This is a genomic window from Rhodanobacter sp. FW510-R10 (assembly GCF_058781105.1).
The window spans coordinates 2,936,289-2,955,403 of the sequence record NZ_JBYSWL010000001.1 but is presented as its reverse complement, the minus strand read 5'-3'; the positions used below and the strand labels follow the sequence as shown (position 1 = coordinate 2,955,403).

Annotated in this window: 11 protein-coding genes; 9 read left to right on the top strand and 2 right to left on the bottom strand. The window is 65.9% G+C overall.

Annotated elements, in window-relative coordinates:
* Positions 1 to 28 precede the first annotated feature (28 nt).
* Positions 29 to 1,393, bottom strand: coding sequence for an FAD/NAD(P)-binding protein (locus AC3WJB_RS12885; protein WP_492682142.1), 1,365 nt, complete (start codon positions 1,391 to 1,393; stop codon positions 29 to 31).
* Positions 1,394 to 1,710: 317 nt separating this feature from the next.
* Here AC3WJB_RS12885 and AC3WJB_RS12880 point away from each other — a divergent pair, with 317 nt between their 5' ends.
* From AC3WJB_RS12880 to AC3WJB_RS12855, 6 genes are all read left to right on the top strand, one after another.
* Positions 1,711 to 4,944, top strand: a complete 3,234-nt coding sequence (locus AC3WJB_RS12880) for an efflux RND transporter permease subunit (RefSeq protein ID WP_492682140.1) — start codon at positions 1,711 to 1,713, stop codon at positions 4,942 to 4,944.
* On the top strand, positions 4,941 to 6,062 hold the full coding sequence (locus AC3WJB_RS12875) for an efflux RND transporter periplasmic adaptor subunit (protein WP_492682138.1): 1,122 nt from the start codon (positions 4,941 to 4,943) through the stop codon (positions 6,060 to 6,062). Before AC3WJB_RS12880 ends, AC3WJB_RS12875 begins: the two co-directional genes overlap by 4 nt.
* Before the next feature lie 507 nt (positions 6,063 to 6,569).
* Complete coding sequence (locus AC3WJB_RS12870; RefSeq protein ID WP_492682136.1) at positions 6,570 to 7,979, top strand: dicarboxylate/amino acid:cation symporter; 1,410 nt, start codon at positions 6,570 to 6,572, stop codon at positions 7,977 to 7,979.
* Between the two features lie 191 nt (positions 7,980 to 8,170).
* Positions 8,171 to 8,362: a DUF3311 domain-containing protein gene (locus AC3WJB_RS12865; RefSeq protein ID WP_492682134.1), complete on the top strand. Its 192-nt coding sequence runs from the start codon at positions 8,171 to 8,173 to the stop codon at positions 8,360 to 8,362.
* A complete protein-coding gene (gene mctP / locus AC3WJB_RS12860) occupies positions 8,359 to 9,897 on the top strand; it encodes a monocarboxylate uptake permease MctP (RefSeq protein ID WP_492682132.1) in 1,539 nt (512 codons plus the stop codon). Before AC3WJB_RS12865 ends, mctP begins: the two co-directional genes overlap by 4 nt.
* Complete coding sequence (locus tag AC3WJB_RS12855) at positions 9,881 to 10,027, top strand: hypothetical protein (protein WP_492682130.1); 147 nt, start codon at positions 9,881 to 9,883, stop codon at positions 10,025 to 10,027. The genes mctP and AC3WJB_RS12855 overlap by 17 nt, the downstream gene beginning before the upstream one ends.
* On the opposite strand, the gene acs is transcribed toward AC3WJB_RS12855, so the two are convergent.
* Positions 10,020 to 11,960: an acetate--CoA ligase gene (gene acs, locus AC3WJB_RS12850; protein WP_492682128.1), complete on the bottom strand. Its 1,941-nt coding sequence runs from the start codon at positions 11,958 to 11,960 to the stop codon at positions 10,020 to 10,022. The two genes, AC3WJB_RS12855 and acs, sit on opposite strands and share 8 nt — an antisense overlap.
* Positions 11,961 to 12,299: 339 nt before the next feature.
* Between acs and AC3WJB_RS12845 the strand changes: the two genes are divergently transcribed.
* The 3 genes from AC3WJB_RS12845 to AC3WJB_RS12835 all read left to right on the top strand — a co-directional run bounded on the left by AC3WJB_RS12845 (position 12,300) and on the right by AC3WJB_RS12835 (position 19,108).
* A complete protein-coding gene (locus AC3WJB_RS12845; RefSeq protein ID WP_492682126.1) occupies positions 12,300 to 13,691 on the top strand; it encodes a M20/M25/M40 family metallo-hydrolase in 1,392 nt (463 codons plus the stop codon).
* A 296-nt stretch (positions 13,692 to 13,987) separates the two neighbouring features.
* Complete coding sequence (gene ggt, locus AC3WJB_RS12840) at positions 13,988 to 15,766, top strand: gamma-glutamyltransferase (protein WP_492682124.1); 1,779 nt, start codon at positions 13,988 to 13,990, stop codon at positions 15,764 to 15,766.
* A gap of 162 nt (positions 15,767 to 15,928) precedes the next feature.
* On the top strand, positions 15,929 to 19,108 hold the full coding sequence (locus tag AC3WJB_RS12835; RefSeq protein WP_492682122.1) for a VPS10 domain-containing protein: 3,180 nt from the start codon (positions 15,929 to 15,931) through the stop codon (positions 19,106 to 19,108).
* The last annotated feature ends 7 nt before the right edge of the window (positions 19,109 to 19,115 follow it).

Below are 19,115 nucleotides of genomic sequence, written 5' to 3'. Positions count from 1 at the left end.
CCCAAGCCTGTTGAGCGGTGGCGTGCGGTCAGGCGGCCAGCAACCGGCTCGCGATGATGCGGGCCTGCTGGCGAATTTCGGGCAGGGCGGTGCATTCCCACAGCGTGCCGCGTAGCAGGCTGCCAAGGGCAAACAAGTGCGGCCAGTGCCCGCCCGTATGTCGCAGGCAACCTTCGGGCGTCGCCTGCAATCCCAGGCCGAGCTCGTCCGCCACGACATAGGCGTGGCTGCGCAACTGGGCTAGCAGGGGACAGGGGTTGAGCCGCGCGTCCGTGGCCAGGCCCGTGGTCTGGATGACCAGGTCAGCCTCCAGCGCGTGCATGGCGCTGCCGTGACTGAAGGCCACGCGCAGCTGGTCGCCGGCACGCAGGGTCACCGAACGCATTCGTCCGCTGCGCTGTGTGATTCGGCCGGCGTGCTGCAGCTCATCCAGGTTCGCGGCGACCTGTGGTGGCAGGCGGTGCCGGGCGCGCTCCCAGGCCGAACGGGCATGGCGCAGGAAGCGTGCCCGTTGCGCGGTCGGCAGCGCTTGCCACAGGGCGGATGTGTGCGGGCGCAAGCCGTCGACCACGCTGAGCCAGTCGCCTTCTTCGGCGGCCGCCTCGCGCAGCAGGTGCATCCAGCGGCGCACCTCGGGCTGGGCGAGCAGCGAGCCGACCAGGTCATCCTGGCCGCCGCGCGGTGCGCCGACTTCGACGGGATGGCGCTCGGGCCATCGACCGTGCACAGAAACCAGGGTGAATCGGGTGCCGGGCCAACGCGCGGCAAGTTCGACCACCGTGTCCGCTGCCGTCAGCCCGCTGCCGATCAGCAGCACGTGGCGTGGCGGCACCGCTGGATCGGGTCGGGACAGCAACGGCCAGGGATCGACCACATAGCGACCGCTTGTCAGGGTCGCGGCCTCGACGCCGTCCAGCGGTTGTGGCGGCAATGCGCCGGTCGCAAGTACCGCCGCGTCCATGCGCCGCGACTGTCCCCCGTGCACGATGGTGACTCCACGAGGTTCGGGAATCGCCGCCTCCACGTCGGCGGGAATGATCGTGACCTCGTGACCATGTGCCTTGCCGCGCGCGATGGCCTGCTCGATTTCCGCTGCCAGATAGTCACCATAGAGACGCCGCGGCAGGAAATCCTTGCCGCCCACGTCGTGGCCGCCGTGCCGGGCGAACTCCAGAAAGCCGCCCGGCTGGCTGGAGTACAGGCCCATCGACGCCGCGCGGACGTTGAGCAGGTGGCGGGCAGACGGGGTGGCATAGGCCACACCGCGTCCGGGCGACTTGCCGCCGGTGTACCAGTCCACCTGCCATGGGGGCGACAGCGACCGATCGAGCAGCTCGCCCAGCAATGAAGCGGCTGCCGCGCCGCCGCCGATGATGGCGATCCGTCGGAACATGCATGACCTCGAATGACGTGGCGGCGCAGTGCATCACGCGAGGGGTTAAGTGGGCGTAAGTCCTGCTGCGATTCGCCGGCGCGTCCCCAGGCTGGTTGCCTCAGACCTGTCGATTGGCACTACCCAAAACCGTGGCTGGTTTTTAGACTCGGCGCGATTTTCCGTGGAGAAGTGCCGTCTCCGGTCCTGGTGTCGCCGCCGGTCCCGGCCTTGGCCACGGTCTCGTTCGATATCGCTGCTTCACGGGCCGGCGCCTCCCGCTGGCAGTGTGGACGACGGAATCGTGGCCTCACTGTTGGTCCTGGGGGAAAGTCCGCATGCTTGGCATGATCCGCATGGCTTTGCGCCGTCCGTACACGGTGGCGGTCATGGCGTTGCTGATGCTGTTGCTAGGTGCCTTGTCGGCCAAGCGCATGATCGTGGACATCTTCCCGGTCATCGACATCCCGGTGGTACTGGTGGCTTGGAACTATCCAGGGCTGTCAGCCGGGGACATGGAACGGCGCGTGGTGGTGCATGCCGAGCGCGGCTACTCGACCTCGGTGAATGGCATCGAGCGCATCGAGTCGCACTCGATTCCCGGCGTCGGCCTGCTCAAGCTGTATTTCTACCCCGGCACCGACATTGGTGCGGCGATCGCGCAGATCAGCGCGATGAACCAGACCCTGCAGCACAACCTGCCGCCAGGCATGTCGCCGCCGATGGTGGTGCAGTTCAACGCCTCCAACGTGCCCGTGGTGCAGATGGATGTCGGCAGCGACAACCTGAGTGAGCAGCAGATCTACGACTACGCGCTCAACTTCATCCGCATCCAGCTCTTCACCATTCCCGGCTTGTCCACGCCGGCGCCATTCGGCGGCAAGCAGCGCCAGATCATGGTGGACATCGACCCGGAGCGGCTGGCCGCGCGCGGGGTCTCGCCGCAGGACGTGGTCAACGCCCTGCTCACCGCGGACATCATCATCCCCGGCGGCACCGCGCGCATCGGCTCGCGCGACTACACCGTGCTGATGAACTCGAGTCCATCCACGGTGGAGCGCTTCGCCGACATCCCGGTCAAGACCGTGGGCAGTCAGCAGGTGCTGGTGAAGGACGTGGCCAAGGTGCACGACTCGTACGCCGTGCAGCAGAGCATCGTGCACATCAACGGCAAGCGCGCGACCTACCTGACGATCCTGAAGCACGCCGAGTCCTCGACGCTGGCGGTGGTCGACGCCACGCGCGACATGCTGCCGCAAATCCTGGCTACGGCGCCCGAGGGCCTCACCGTCGGCCTGGATTTCGACCAGTCGGTGTTCGTGCGCGGCGCGGTGCAGAACGTGCTGCACGAGGTGGTCATTGCCGCCGTGCTGGTGGCGTTGATGATCCTGCTGTTCCTGAGCAGCTGGCGCAGCACCCTGGTGGTGGTGGCCTCGATCCCGCTGGCGATCTTCACCGCGCTGATCGGGCTGTACCTCACCGGCAATTCGATCAACTTGATGACGCTCGGCGGCCTCGCGCTCGCGGTCGGCATCCTGGTCGACAACGCGACGGTGGTGATCGAGAACATACATCGCCACCTGGTGCTGGGGAAACCAATCACCGTGGCGATCATCGACGGCGCCCGCGAGGTGGTGCAGCCGGTGACCGTGGCGACACTGGCGATCTGCATCGTGTTCTTCCCCGTGGTGCTGCTCGAGGGTGCGGCGCGCTTCCTCTTCACGCCACTGGGCCTGACCGTGGTGCTGGCGATGGCGGCTTCCTACCTGCTGTCCTTCACTCTGGTGCCGGTGCTGTGCCGCATGCTGCTACCGGGCGAGCTGCGCGCCATCGCCGCCGGCCACGGCGAGGGCCGCATCGACCGGGCGTTTGGCCGCCTGCGCGAGGGCTACGGCCGCCTGCTGACGCACTTGGTGGGCAACCGTGGCTTCGTGCTGGCTGCCGCCGGCCTGCTTGTCGTGCTCTCGTTGGGCCTGACCCGCGTGATCGGCACCGATTTCTTTCCGAGCGCGGACGTCGGCATCATGAAGCTGCATGTGCGTGCGCCGCCGGGTACGCGCATCGAGGAGACGGAAAAGCTGGTGCTGCGCATCGAGGACTCGATCCGCCAGCTGATTCCTGCCGAGCAGCTGCACAGCATTGACGACCTGATCGGCGTGCCGCTGTACTACAACCTCGCTTTCGTGCAGACCGACAACATCAGCGGCATGGATGCGGAAATCTCGATCTCGCTGAAGTCACCACATCGGCCCACGGCCGATTACATGCGCCTGCTGCGCGAAAAGCTGCCGGATGCCTTCCCGGGCAGCTCGTTCTATTTCCAGACGGCCGACATCGTCAGCCAGGTGTTGAACTTTGGCCTGTCGGCGCCCATCGACGTGCAGGTTTCTGGCATGAACCTGGCGAGCAACGCGGCCATTGCCCGGCGGATCCAGGACGAGATTGCGCGCATCCCGGGCGTGGTCGACGCACACATCCCGGAAATGCTCGACTATCCCGCGCTGCGCGTGAACGTCGACCGCCAGCTCGCCGCGCGGCTTGGCCTGTCGCAGCGTGATGTCGCCAACTCTGTGCTGACCTCGCTCTCGTCGAGCTCGATGGTCAGCCCGGTGTTCTATCTTGCCTCAAATGGCGTCAACTACACGGTGGCGGTGCAGACGCCGATGTCGAACATGGATTCCCTGCAGCGGCTGATGTCGATCCCATTGACCGGTGGCAACGCCGGCATGCGCCAGCAGCCAATATCGGCGACGCCGGCCGCGCTGCCCGGCGCGCCGGTGCAGCGGTTGTCCAATGTCGCCAGCGTGGTGCCGGAGGCCGGCATCCAGTCAATCGACCATTACACGGTGCAGCGCGTGATGGACGTACAGGCGAACGTGCAGGGCCGCGACCTCGGCGGCGTGGCCAACGACATCCAGCGCGTGATCGACCGCGTGCAGCAGGCCGGCCTGCCGGCGGGCACCAAAATCGTGCTGCGCGGCCAGAGCCAGGTGATGAGCTCGTCCTTCTCCAGCCTGGCACTCGGCATCATCCTGGCGGTGATCCTGGTGTACTGCCTGATGGTGGTGCTGTTCCAGTCCTGGCTGGATCCGCTGATCATCATCCTGGCCGTGCCTGGCGCCCTGGTCGGCATCTTGTGGACGCTGGCCTTGACCGGCACCACGATCAATGTGGAGTCATTGATGGGGGCGGTGATGTCGGTGGGCATCGCCGTGTCCAACTCGATCCTGGTGGTCAGCTTTGCCAACGACTTGCGTGCCGAGCGCGGCCTGTCCGCCGTGGAGGCCGCGATCGAGGCCGGCAAGGTGCGCCTGCGTCCGGTGCTGATGACCGCGATCGCCATGATCATTGGCATGGTGCCGATGGCGCTGGCCCTGGGCGCCGGTGGCGAGCAGAACGCGCCGCTTGGCCGCGCCGTGATCGGCGGGCTGATTGTCGCCACCCTGACCACGTTGTTGATCGTACCGGCAGCGTATGCGGCCTTGCGCCGCAAGCCACCCATGTTGCATATCCTCGACGAACGCTTCGAACGTGAAGCGCGCGGCGAGCCCGTTAGCGGAGAGCTGCCATGAGTACCACGTCCAAACATTCGCGCCGCGCGGTACGCGGTTTCAGTATCATCGTCGTGCTCGTTGCGGCGCTGGCGCTGGGCGCGCTCTGGTTCAGCCACAGCCGGCACATTGTCCAGACCGCCGAGGCCCTGCAGGTGCGGGCCGATGCCGGCCCGGCGGTCGAGGTGGCGCAGGTCCTGCCGGGCGTGCCGACGCACGAGGTCAGTCTGCTCGGTGAGGCCCAGCCCTACCAGAGCGCAACCTTGTATGCCCAGGTCAGCGGTTATTTGAAGACGGTCAAGGTCGACCGGGGCGACCATGTGCGCCGCGGCCAGGTCATTGCCGAAATCGCCTCGCCGCAGATCGATTCGCAGTATCGCGGTGCCATGGCCAGCCTGGATACGGCAAAGACCACGCTGCGGCGCATCAGCGGGCTGGTGGGCCAGCATTACGTTTCGCAGCAGCAGGTGGACGACGCGCGTGCCGCGGTGGATGCCGCGCAGGCTGCGGCCGACGAATTGCACAGCCAGATTGCCTACGAGACGATCCGTGCGCCGTTCGACGGCACCATCACCGCGCGTTTTGCCGATCCCGGCGCACTGGTGCAGAACGCCTCGAACAGCCAGACCTCGGCCTTGCCGGTCGTCACCGTGACCGACACCCATCGGCTGCGCGTGCGCGTGTACGTCGACCAGCAGGATGCCGGCCAGGTCAAGCCCGGCGACGCAGCAGCGATCAGCGACCCGGCCGACGGCAAGGTGCTGGCTCAGGCCGTGGTCAGCCGTACCGCTGGCCAGCTCGATGCACAGACCCGCACCATGCTCGCCGAGATCGACGTTGACAATGCCAATGAGGCGATCGTGCCCGGCAGCTCGGTCAACGCGAGCCTGCAACTGGCGGCAGTGCCGCATCCCACGGTGCCGGCCGCGGCGCTCGTGCTGCACGGACAGCAGACCCTGGTCGCCCTGCTGGGCGATGACAATCGGGTGCACCTGACTCCGGTGACCCTGGCTGCGACCGATGGCGTGCACGCGCAGATCGCCAGCGGAGTGCGGCCCGGGCAACGGCTGGTGCTGAACGCGGCCACACTGGCCGACGGCGGCCTGGTGCGTCCGGCGAAGTCCGACACCTCGCCCTGAGGCGGCGCGGACGCCGCCGCGGTGCACGACGGCCGGAGATCGGCGGGGCAGCTCGGCGAGCGTGCGCCGACCGCGCCGGGATGCCGGTTGCGGACGTTCACCGCCGTCCGTAATGGACGTTTAAACGTATTGCCGTCCGTATACTTGAAAACCTGGAAGCCTCCGCTACACTGGCGCGGTGATGAGTTCCCCGTACCTCGAATTGCTGCGCTTCCGGGCCACTCCCGGGACATGGCTGTTGGCGACCGCCGCCAGCCGGACAGGGGCATGCCGCCACCGCGGGACCACACCGCACGCCGCCGCCCCGGCGTTGCCGCGATGGCGTCGCCAATGGCGGCCAGCACCCGTGGTTCCAGACCGGGCTCGCCGTACCGGCGGTGATCGGGCCGGGTGTACGCGCGGCTGCGCGGCATAACTGCTGCCGTAGCGGCCACCAACGCGTCTTCCCGTTTTGCGCGCCCTGCGCGTTCCGCCGCGCGTCGTATCGCGGCCCGATGAGGAATAATCATGAATGTGGATATCGATGCGCTGCCGAGCGCGCGCAAGTCCTTGCCCTGGTGGCTCACCTCCTTCAGCGTGCAGGTGACGGCTGGCCTGGTGTTTGGCGTAGTCGCTGGCGTGCTGGCGACCGGTCTGGGACCCGGAGCGGGCGGGCGTGCGAATTGGCTGGCACGCGCGCTCGACACCACCGGCCACGCCTATGTCGAGCTGTTGACGGCGGCCGTCGTGCCCCTCATCGGCACGGCGATCATTTCCAGCATCGCGAACCTGCGACGGGTGTCGAACGCGGCCCGCCTGGCGGCACAGACCCTGGTCTGGTTCGCCATCACCGCGTTCATCGCGGTGTCCATCGGCCTGCTGCTTGGCGTCGCCCTTGAACCTGGCCACCATGTCGCGCGCGGAACGTTGCAGGCGGGCGAACCCTCGGTGGTTGGCTCCTGGAGCGATTTCCTGGTTGGCCTGATTCCGGCCAACTACCTCGGCATCGCCTTGTCCAGCCGCGCCAATGCGGCTGGCGCGGTCAGCTATGCGCTGCATTTCAACGTGTTGCAGGTCATCGTGGTGGCGACCGCACTCGGCATTGCGGCTCTCAAGGTGGGCGACAAGGCCAAGCCGTTCATTGGCTTGAACGAGTCCCTGCTCGCCATCGTGCAGAAGCTCCTGTGGTGGATCATCCGCCTGGCCCCGATCGGCACGCTGGCCCTGATCGGCCATGCCGTTGCCGCCTACGGCACGCCAACGCTGGCCTCATTGGTATGGTTCATTGCCGCGGTATATTTGGGGCTGGCGCTGGTGCTGTTCGCGGTCTACCCGACCCTGGTCCGGGCGCATGGGCTGTCCGTCCGCAAGTACTACTCCGGCGTATGGCCGGCGGTGCAGCTGGGCTTTGTCAGCCGCTCCTCGATTGGCACCTTGCCACTCACCCAGCAGGTGACCGAACGCAACCTGGGCGTGCCGCGTGCCTATGCAGCGTTTGCCGTGCCGCTCGGCGCCACCACCAAAATGGACGGCTGCGCAGCCATCTACCCGGCCTTGGCTGCGCTGTTCGTGGCGCAGTTCTATGGCATCGAGCTGTCGGCGCTGCAATACGTGTTGATCGTATTGGTGTCGGTGGTGGGCTCGGCGGCCACGGCCGGGATGACTGGCGCCGTGGTCATGCTGACCTTGACCTTGTCCACCCTGGGCCTGCCGCTCCAAGGCGTGGGCCTGCTGCTCGCGATCGACCCGATCCTCGACATGGCACGCACCGCGGTCAACGTCGCCGGCCAGGCACTGGTGCCGACGATCGTCTCGCGGCGCGAAGGCATCCTCGACGTTGCCGTGTACAACGCCGACCGGCACGGCCTGCCGTTTGACGCCGAGGCGGAGCCGGTTGCCGCCGCTCAGATTGCCTCGCCTGTGCTCGAGGTGGCTTGAGCGCTCGGGCAGCGCCGCCGTGGTTCATGGGTTTTGCGGGGAGGGCTCGTCGGCGACTGTACGGAGTCCCTTGTGGGCAGGCGATGCTTCCCGCAGCGTGCGTGCTCCCTGGTGCTTGCCGGCCGCAGCGGCGGCGCTATAGCATCTTGAGCCGGTGCTGGTCGTGGGCCGGACAGGGGATGCGAATGCGCATGTTGAGTCGTTGGGTGCCGCTGCTGCTGCTCGTGCCATTCGTCGCGTTGCTGTGGTTGCCGTTCTACAACCGCGTCGAGCCGAGCATCGCCGGCTTTCCGTTCTTCTATGTATGGCTGTTTGGCTGGACGGTGGGCGCGGCACTGCTCACCTGGCTCGTGTGGGCCGCGCAGCGCAGGTGGGGCGCGTGAACGGGGTGCGTTTTGACCCGGTCACGATCGGCGTCTTCGGGTTCTTCTTCGCGCTGGTCACGGTGCTTGGCTTTGTCGCTGCGCGTTGGCGGCGGGGGGATCTGACGCAGCTCTCCGAATGGGGCCTGGCCGGACGCCGCTTCGGCGGCTTCGTGACCTGGTTCCTGTTGGGCGGGGATCTCTATACGGCGTACACCCTGATTGCAGTGCCGGCATTGGTGTATGCGGTGGGTGCCTATGGCTTCTTCGCCTTGCCCTACGTCATCCTTGTCTACCCCTTCGTGTTCATGACCATGCCACGGCTGTGGAACGTGTGCCGCAAGCACGGCTGGGTCACTTCCGCCGACTTCGTGGAAGGCCGCTTCGGCAGCCGCGGTCTGGCCCTCGCGGTGGCGGTCACGGGCCTGCTGGCGACGATGCCGTATATCGCGCTGCAACTGGTCGGCCTGAACGTGGTGTTCGAGGCCATGGGCTTTGGCACCTTGGGCATCGGGCACGACACGCCATTGGTGATCGCGTTCGTGATCCTTGCCGTCTACACCTACTCCAGCGGGCTGCGTGCGCCGGCGCTGATCGCCTTTGTCAAGGACGCGATGCTCTACATCGCGGTCATTGCCGCGGTGATCATCATCCCGGCCAAATTGGGCGGCTATACGGCGGTATTTGCGGCCGCCAAGGAGACCTTTGCGGCCAAGGGTGGCCATACCGGCATCATCCTGCAGCCCGACCAGTACGTCGCGTTCGCGACGCTGGCGCTGGGTTCGGCGTTCGCCTTGTTCCTGTATCCACAGGCCACGACCGCGACGCTGGCGGCGAAGAGCGCCGACACCATCCGCCACAACGCGATCTGGCTGCCGGCCTACAGCATCATGCTGGGCCTGGTGGCGCTGCTGGGTTACATGGCGCTGGCCATGCACATCGAGGTTGCCGATGGCTCCATGGTGGCGCCGGCCCTGATCAATGCCAGCTTCCCGCCGTGGTTTGCCGGCTTTTGCTTTGCCGCGTTCGCCCTGGGGGCGCTGGTGCCGGCCGCGATCATGGCGATTGGCGCGGCAAACCTCTTCACGCGGAACATCTGGCGACCCTATGTAAACCGCCAGATGAGCGGCGCCCAGGAATCGCGCTTGGCCAAGAACATCTCCCTGGTGGTGAAGTTCGGCGCCTTGCTCGCGGTGCTGTACCTGCCGACCAAGTTTGCGATCGACCTGCAGCTCCTGGGCAGCATCTGGATGCTGCAGATTTTCCCGCCGGTGATTGGTGGCCTGTTCATCCGCTGGTTGCGGCCGTCGGCCCTGCTGGCCGGCTGGGCCCTGGGCATGCTGGTGGGCACCGTGCTGCCCGTGCTTGGGCATCTCTCGCCGGTGTATACGTTCCACTTTGGCGGCCATCCCATGGGGGTCTACATCGGCTTGCTCGCGCTTGCCGGCAATGTGCTGGTGGCCGTGGTCGCCACGCCGATCGCGGCGTTGCTGCGTCGTGAGGCACCGGTTGACCGGACCTCGGTCGCGGATTATCTGGATGCGCCGGCGGATTGAAGCCGTCGATCGTGCCGGCTTGGATTGCCGCTACCCGGTACCTTCGTTGCGTACCGGCGCCGACGGTTTGCCAGTATCGGCACACCTGGCGGCGCTGGGCCGCCAGGTGTTGCTCGATCGCGCTACTTGATCAGGCGCTCGTCGACCAGTTTGCCAACCACTGCGGGATCGGCCAGCGTGGTGATGTCGCCGAGTGCCTCGGGCTGGTTCTCGCCAATCTTGCGCAGGATGCGGCGCATGATCTTGCCTGAGCGCGTCTTGGGCAGGTCGGCAGCCCACTGGATATAGTCCGGCGCGGCAAACGGGCCGATTTCCTTGCGCACCCAGGCAATGAGTTCCTTGCGCAGCGCCTCGTTGCCGGTTTCACCAGCCACCAAAGCGACGAAGGCGTAGATGCCCTGGCCCTTGATGTCGTGCGGGCAGCCGACCACCGCCGCCTCGGCGACCTTCGGATGTGCCACCAGCGCGCTTTCCACCTCGGCGGTGCCCAGGCGATGTCCGGAGACGTTGATGACGTCATCAACGCGGCCAGTGATCCAGTAATAGCCGTCCTCGTCACGACGCGCACCGTCGCCGCTGTAGTAGTAGCCGGGGTAGGCGGTGAAATAGGTTTCGATGAAACGCTGGTGGTCGCCATAGATCGTGCGTACCTGGCCTGGCCAGGAATCGGCGATCAACAGCTTGCCTTCGGTGACGCCTTCCTGCACGTTGCCATCCGCATCCGCGATGCAGGGTTCGACACCGAAGAACGGCAGCGTGGCGGACCCCGGCTTGGTGGCGATGGCGCCGGGCAGGGCGGAGATCATGATCCCGCCCGTTTCGGTCTGCCACCAAGTGTCGACGATTGGGCAGCGGCGCTCGCCCACGACGCGGTAGTACCATTCCCAGGCTTCCGGATTGATCGGTTCGCCGACCGAGCCGAGCACGCGCAGGGAGGCGCGCGAGGTGGCCTTGACCGGCGCCTCGCCCTCGCGCATGAGCGCGCGTATCGCGGTGGGTGCGGTGTAGAGGATGGTCACGCCGTACTTGTCCACCACCTGCCAGAAGCGCCGGTAGTCGGGCCAACTCGGCACGCCCTCGAACATGACCGTGGTGGCGCCGTTCGCGAGCGGGCCGTAGACCACGTAGCTGTGCCCGGTGACCCAGCCGACGTCGGCGGTGCACCAATAGACGTCATCCTCGTGCAGGTCGAACACCAGTTCATGCGTGTAGGTGACGTAGACCAGGTAGCCACCGGTCGAGTGCAGCGCCCCCTTTGGCTTGCCGGTTGAGCCCGAGGTATAGAGCACGAAGAGCGGATGCTCGGCCTCGACCGGCGTCGGCGGGCACTCCGCGGATTGGCCGTCCATCAACACGTGGTACCAACGGTCGCGTGGCGCCTGCATGTGGATGGCGCCACCGGTGTGGCGCACCACGATGACGGTCTCCACGCTGTTCGTGCCTGGGCGCTGCAATGCCTCGTCGACGTTGGCCTTGAGCGCGATGTGCTTGCCGGCACGGCGCCCCTCGTCGGCGGTGACCACCAGCTTGGCCTTTGAATCGGCGATCCGGCCGGCCACCGAGTCGGGGGAGAAGCCGCCAAACACCACCGAGTGGATCGCACCGATGCGCGCACAGGCCAGCATGGCCACGGCCGCTTCGGGGATCATCGGCAGGTAGATAACCACCCGATCACCCTTGGCCACGCCCAGATGCTTGAGCGTGTTGGCGAATTTGCATACCTCAGCGTGCAGCTCGCGATAGGTGATCTTGCGCGAGACGGCGGGGTCATCGCCCTCAAAGAGGATGGCCACCTTGTCGCCGCGCTTCTCCAGATGCCGGTCCAGGCAGTTCGCCGAGACGTTGAGCATGCCGTCCTCGAACCAGCGGATGTGCAAATCCTTGGGGTCGAAGGAGACATCCTTGACCTTGGTAGGCACCTGGATCCAGTCCAGCCGTTTTGCAACTTCACCCCAGAACTTCGCCGGATCGCGGATCGATTCGGCATACAACCGTCGGTAATCGTCCTCGCGCAGCAAGGCCTTCGCGGCAACCTTGGGGTCGACTGGATAGACGTTCGGCATGACTGTCTCCTTCCTGTCCTGGGGTGGAATGGCCGCGCGACCCGCTCGTCCGCGCAGTGGTGGCTTCGAGTGTAATCCGATCGCGCGTGCCGACGGCGCGCGTACGGCGACGACTTTCGCCGTTCCCGCGACGGGTTTGGCGGCGGTGATCTTGAATCCGCTTGCATTCTTGCGCCACTGGCTCCGGATTGAGCTTAAATGTACGTGCATTGGTGCAGTACAGTCACCGACTGGATTCAACGGCGCGTATGTGTACGGCGGGATTCGCTGCAGCTGGTGACATGGCTTGCGCGCGGAGTGGCCGCCGCGATCCATGAGGTCTATTGGGGTATGCAAACGATGACGACGCAGATGGCTTGGGCCGCGGGGGCCGTGTTCGCATTGGGCGGCGCGTTGGGGTTGGCCAAGGCCGAGACCACGGCGCAGATATTGCCGCAGACCATGGACATGCTGAGCCATGCGATCAGCGTGCAGACCTATCATGGCAACGGCCAGGTGCCGAAGCTGGCGAACTACTTTGCCGACAAGCTCAAGGCCGGCGGTTTCCCCGCCGCGGACGTCCAGGTGATCCGGGTGGGTGAGACGGCTGCCTTGATTGCACGCATCCACGGCACCGACAACGGTAAGCCCATCGTGGCCACGGGTCACATGGACGTGGTGCCGGCCAACCCCAAGGACTGGCAGCGCGATCCCTTCAAGATGGTTCAAGAGGATGGCTACATCTTTGGCCGCGGCGTGGCGGACATGAAGACCAGCACGGTGGCGCTGGTGCAGACCTTCATCCGGCTCAAGCAGGAAGATTTCAAGCCCAGGCGGGACCTGGTCCTGGCGCTCTCCGGCGACGAGGAGCGCGACGAGCTGTCGACCCGCGAGCTGGCCAAGCACTTTCCCGACGCCGACTACGTGTTGATTGCCGAGGGTGGCGGCGGCACGATCGACCCCACCACGGGCAAGCCGAGCCTGTTCGAGGTACAGGCGGCGGAAAAGACCTATGCCGACTTCCAGGTGACCTATACGTCTCCAGGCGGTCACTCCAGCGAGCCAAGCCAGGACAATGCGATTTACCACCTGGCCAAGGCGATCGACCGGATCGCGGCATATCGGTTTCCGCCGATGAGCAACGAGATCACGCGCGCCTCGCTCGCCGCGCTGGGCGAACGCACGCCCGGCGCCATTGGCGGGGCAATGCAGGCGTTCGCCAGGAACCCGAAGGACGCCAACGCAGCGGCGGTCATTGCTGGCGATCCGGCCTACGTCGGCCAGATCGGGACCACCTGTGTGGCAACCATGTTGGCCGCTGGTCATGCGCCAAACGCGCTGCCGCAGAGCGCGACCGCCACCATCAATTGCCGCATCTTTCCCGACACGACCGCGGCGCAGGTACGCGACACCTTGGTCAAGGTGATTGACGATCCCAAAGCCGAGATTTCGGCCGCGCGGCCACCGCTGGGGCCGTCGTCCTCACCCATCCGCGAGGACGTGATGGATGCGGTGGCGCGGGCGGTGCACCAGCGCTACCCGAAGCTCGACGTCGTGCCGAGCATGGCCGCGTACGCCACCGACGGCAAGGTTTACCGCGCTGCCGGCATACCCACCTATGGCATCGCCGCGCAATTCACCAAGCCGAATGACACGTTCATGCACGGCCTCAACGAGCGCCTGCCGGTCTCCGAGGTGGCCGCAAGCCTGGATTACTGGCATAGCTTGTTGAAGGACGTCGGCAGCAAGTAGACGTGCCAGGCGGGCCGGGGCTCGGCGCGCTGGGCATCATCAACGACACGAGAGGGGGGACGGGACATGGGCGATGCAGCGAGGGAGCTGAAGTGCCCAACCCGGCGCCGCTGGGCCGGCTGCGCTGGCGCTCCATCTCTCTGCTGCCGAGGTGATCAACGAGGCCCATGAACGCATCGTCTTGCCAATCGGGTCGCCGGGCGCGCTCCAGGCGCGCGGTCCTGATCGGTCGGGATGCGAGCAGGACGCGCTTGCTCTGGGTACCATGCATCGATGATGACTATTCGGGATTGAAAATGCGCAAGTTGGGGACGGTGGTAGGTATCTTGGTGCTGGGCGCGTTGTTGGCTTTGGGCGCGGCCCCGGTGGCGCTGTCCCAGGACAGCCGTGCGGCGCAGGATGGCCCGTTGCAGGCCCGGGTCAGCAAGCCCGAGGTGGCGCCGTTGCCGGACGAGCCCAAGGTCACCGCCAAAAATGGCATGGTGGCGTCGGCGCAGCACCTGGCTACCCGGATCGGCGTCGAGGTCCTGAAGCAAGGCGGCAACGCGATTGACGCGGCGGTCGCCGTGGGTTATGCGCTGGCGGTCGTACACCCGTGTTGCGGCAACATCGGTGGCGGCGGCTTCATGACCGTTCGCCTGGCCGATGGCAAGGTGCTGTTCCTGGATTTCCGCGAGAAGGCGCCGCTGGCGGCGACACCGGACATGATGCTTGATGCGTCCGGTAGCGTGGTCAAGGGCCGCAGCACGCGCACCTATCTCGGCGTCGGCGTGCCCGGCACGGTCATGGGCTTTGGCGACGCCCTGGCCAAATACGGCACGATGTCGCTCAAGGCAGTCATGGCGCCGGCCATCAAGCTCGCGGCCGATGGCTATGTGCTGGAGCCGGGCGACGTGCGGATCCTCAACACCTCGACGGACGCCTTTCGCAATCAGCCGAATGTCGCGGCCACCTTCCTCAACCACGGCCAGCCCTGGCAGGCGGGAGAGCGGCTCAAGCAACCCGAGCTCGCGCGCACCCTGGAGCAGATCGCCAAGGATGGCGGCAAGTCGTTCTACCACGGCGCGATCGCCGCGGCCGTGGTCAAGGCGAGCCAGGAGAACCATGGCCTGCTGACGCTGAAGGACTTTGCCGACTACACGGTGCAGTGGGAGAAGCCAGTCGAGTGCGGCTACCACGGCTACACGATCCATTCGGCGCCACCGCCGAGCTCGGGCGGCACGACGATCTGCGAGACCTTGCAGATCCTTGCGCCGTACCCGTTTGCGCAGTGGGGCCACCATTCGACCAAGAGCGTGCATTACTTCGTCGAAGCCGAGCGGCGTGCATTTGCGGACCGCAACACCTATCTCGGCGATCCGGCGTTTGTCGACAACCCGGTCGCGACGCTGATCTCGGCCGAACACGCGGACAAGCTGCGCGCGAGCATCGAGCCGGACCAGGCCACGCCCTCATCGGAAGTGCAGGGCAGCCTTGGTCCTTACCAGGGCACCAACACCACGCATTATTCAGTGGTTGACGGCAAGGGCAACGCAGTCGCGGTGACCTATACCATCAACAGCTATTTCGGCATCAAGCAGATTGCCGGCGACACCGGCTTCTTCCTCAACAACGAAATGGATGACTTCACCTCCAAGCGCGACGTGCCGAACCAGTTTGGCCTGGTGCAGGGCGAGGCCAACCGCATCCAGGGCGGCAAGCGTCCATTGAGCTCGATGAGCCCGACGATCGTCACCAAGGACGGCAAGCTCTTCATGGTCACCGGCAGCCCCGGCGGCTCGACCATCATCTCGACCACGATGGAGAGCTTCCTCAACGTCGCCGAGTACGGCATGGACGTCAAGCAGGCCATCGCCGCCCCGCGCATCCACATGCAGTGGTACCCGGATGAGATCTTCGCCGAGCCCGACGCGTTCACGGCCACGGTGCAGGGCCAGCTCGAGGGCATGGGCTACAAGATTCGCCCGGTGCGCCAGATGGGCGACATTGCTGCGATCGTCGTGGACCCGAAGACCGGCCTGCTGGAAAGCGTCAACGATCCGCGCTACCCGGCCGGTGCCGCCGCCGGCTACTGACCTGTGTTGGCCGCCTTGCATTTCCGGCTCCCATCGGCCTGCGGCTTCATAAGCGCCGCCAATCATCTGGCGACGTCGCCCAGCAGGCGTCTTGAGTTTATAGTTGCGTCTTGATTCCGTGCGTCGTTGCGCGCGCCGTTCATTGCCCAGGGGATGTCACTCATGAATCGCATGCTGAGGTCGTTGGCGTTCGTGGCCGGTTCGTCACTGTTCGTGTTCGCTGGGGGAGCGGGCGCGGGCACTCAGGCCCGGCAATCCGCGCCAGCGCAGCAGGCAGCGCCAACGGCCGTCGCCGGTATCGACCAGGCCGTGCTGAAGGCGTACCAATGGCGCAGCATCGGCCCGGCCCGGGGTGGGCGGTCGATTGCCGTTTCCGGCGTGAAAGGGCATCCCAACGACGCCTACTTCGGGGCGACCGGCGGCGGCCTGTGGAAGACCTCTGACGCCGGGCAGAGCTGGGCGCCAGTCACCGATGGGCAGATCAAGAGCAGCTCGGTCGGCGCGGTCGCCGTCTCCGAATCGAACCCGGACATCGTCTACATCGGTATGGGGGAGTCGGCGATCCGTGGCAACATCATGCCGGGCGACGGCGTGTACAAGTCGACCGATGCAGGCAAGACCTGGACGCACGTCGGCTTTTCCAATTCCGACGCAATCTCGAAGATCCGCGTCGACCCGACCAATCCCGACATCGTCTTCGTCGCCGACTTTGGCCGCTATGGCGTACCCAGTGCGGAGCGCGGGGTGTTCAAGACCACCGACGGCGGCAAGACCTGGAAGAAGGTGCTGTTCCGCAACGACAAGACCGGCGCGGTCGACGTCGCCTTCGACCGCAACCATCCGAACGTGATGTATGCGGCGCTATGGGAGGCCTACCGCGTTGAATACCAGATGTCGAGTGGCGGCCCGGGCAGCGGCTTGTTCAAGTCGACCGACGGCGGCGACACGTGGACCGAGATTACGCGCAATCCGGGGCTGCCGGCGAAAGGGCCCATCGGCAAGATAGGTGTCGCCGTCTCGGGCGGTGATTCCAACCGCGTCTACGCGCTGGTCGAGCATGCCGATGGCGGCCTGTTCGCCTCCGATGACGCGGGCGCTACCTGGAAGCTGGTGAACGCCGACCGCAGGATTCGCCAGCGCGCGTTCTATTACACCCACGTGTATGCCGATCCAGTGGCCAAGGACACCGTGTACCTGCTCAACACCAGCGCATTCCGCTCGACCGACGGCGGCAAGACGCTGAAGAGCATCGGCAAGGGCACGCATGGCGACCACCATGACCTCTGGATCGATCCAGGCAACACGCAGCACCTCGTGCTTGGCAACGACGGCGGCGGGACGGTGACGACGGATGGCGCGAAGCACTGGTCGGAGCAGGATTTCGCAACGGCCCAGTTCTACCACGTCATCACCGATGCGCACGTGCCCTATCGGGTGTGCGGTTCGCAGCAGGACAACTCGACGATGTGCGTGCCGAGTGACATCGGGCCCGGCGGCGTCGGCGTGGACGGTGGCGGCAGCTATGGTCGGATTCCGCCGGTGGCGCCGTACCAGGTCGGTGGGGGCGAGCCGGGCTACATCGCGCCCGACCCGACCAATCCGGATGTCTATTTCGCCGGTACGAACAATGGCTCGTTCATCACCCGCTACGACATGCGTTCGGGGGCGCTGAAGGAAGTCGGCGCTTACCCGCGCTTCTTCTCGGGCGAGGCGTCCAACGAGGTCAAGGAACGCTGGCAGTGGACCTTCCCCATCATCTTCTCGCCTGTCGACCACAAGATTCTTTACACCTCGTCGCAGCACGTCTGGAAGACCACCGACGGCGGCCAGAACTGGGTGCGCATCAGCGGTGACCTCACCCGCCACGACCCCAAGACTATGGGTGTGTCGGGCGGCCCGATCACCCATGACATGAACAGCCCGGAGATCTACGCGACCGTCTTTGCGCTCGCGCCGGGCAAGACCGACGTCAACGTCATCTGGGCCGGGTCTGACGACGGGCTGGTCCATGTGACGCGCGACGGCGGTCAGACCTGGGCGAACGTCACGCCCAAGGGCATGCCCGATTTCGGTCGCGTAAGCCAGATCGATGCATCCCAATTCGACGCCGGCACCGCCTACGTCGCCGTGAAGCGGCCACTGTTCGACGACTTCACGCCGTATATCTTCCGCACGCATGATTTCGGCAAGACCTGGACCAAGACCGTCTCCGGCATCCCGGCTGACGACTACGTCCACGTCGTACGCGAGGATCCGACGCGGCGCGGTTTACTTTACGCGGGTACCGAGCACGGCTTTTATATCTCCTACGACGATGGTGACCACTGGCAGTCGCTGCGCCTCAACCTGCCCGACACCCAGGTTTCCGACATCTGGATTCATCGCAATGACATCGCGATCTCGACGATGGGCCGCGGTTTTTACATCCTCGACGACATCGGGGCCTTGCGGCAGTACGGTCCTGATGCCGTCGCGGCGCCTGCAGCGTGGCTGTTCAAGCCGGGCGACGCGATCCACTCCGCCGAGCCGGCGGCGATTGAATACTGGTTGAAGCAGCCCGCGAAAGACCTGACGCTGGATATCGTCGATGGCGCCGGCAAGGTCATCCGCAGCTACAAGGGTGCCACGCCCAAGGCGGCGAAGACCGACGAAGACGACGAGGATGAGGATCCGCGCAGTGGTCCGAAGGGACCGCCGATGGCGGCCGGTCTCAACCGCTTCGCCTGGGATCTGCGGTACGACGGCGTGGTCAAGTTCCCCGGCATGGTGTTGTGGGGTGCGACGACGAACGGGCCGATGGCGCTGCCCGGCACCTACCAGGTGCGCCTGACGGTCGACGGCAAGACGCTGACCGCGCCGGTGGACATCATCAAGCATCCGCTGCGCGACACGCCGACTGCTGATCTGCAGCAGCAGCTCGACATTGCCATGGCCATCCGCGACAAGGCCAGTGAAGCCAACGAGGCCGTGATCAAGATTCGCCAGATCAAGAAGGACGTCGCTGATCGCGTGGCCAAGAAGAGTGATGGCAAGCTGCGTGCGGCGGCGGACCGCTTGACCGGGAACCTGACCGCAGTGGAGGAGGCCATCTACCAGGTGCGCAACCGGAGCAACCAGGATCCACTGAACTTCCCGATCAGGATCAACAACCGCTTTGCCTCCCTGCTGCGCGTGGTCGAGACGGGCGACGGCATACCGACCAGCAACGTCGCACCGATCTTCGCCGATGTCCAGCAGGAGCTGAAAGTGCAGACCGACAAGTTGCAGCAGACGCTCGCGACCGACCTGCCGGCATTCAACCGGCAGGCCGAACGGGCAGGCCTCGAGCCCGTCAAGGACTGACGCCTCC